Source organism: Saccharothrix sp. ST-888 (assembly GCF_000955975.1).
Lineage (GTDB): Bacteria > Actinomycetota > Actinomycetes > Streptomycetales > Streptomycetaceae > Kitasatospora.
The window spans coordinates 1-330 of sequence record NZ_JYJF01000733.1 but is presented as its reverse complement, the minus strand read 5'-3'; the positions used below and the strand labels follow the sequence as shown (position 1 = coordinate 330).

At 70.6% G+C, this 330-nt stretch carries 1 protein-coding gene; it reads right to left on the bottom strand.

All coding sequences use genetic code 11. From position 1 onward, the window contains the following. Nucleotides 1-213 (bottom strand): cytochrome P450 (locus tag UK12_RS34405; RefSeq protein WP_045307156.1); only part of this gene is annotated, 213 nt, incomplete at its 3' end. Nucleotides 214-330 lie beyond the last annotated feature (117 nt).

Here is a 330-nt window from a genome sequence, read left to right as displayed (position 1 = left end):
CCAGAGGCGCAGCATAACGGCCAGGGCGCGCGTGAGGTGGGGGATACCGTAGACCTGGCCGATGCACGGGCGGCTGCCGATTCCGTAGGGGACGTACGCGGCTCGCGGCAGCGCATGCGGCCGCTCGGGGAGCCAGCGGTACGGGTCGAAGCGTTGGGGGGCCGGGTGCAGGTCGGGCGGGTGGTGGATGAGGTAGGGGCTGAAGACGATCACGGTGCCCTACGGGATGTGCTGCCCGGTCAGCAGGGTGTCCTGCATCGCGACCCGGGTGAGCAGCCGGCCGGGCGTGTAGAAGCGCATGACCTCGGTGAGCGTACGGGTGGTCAGGTC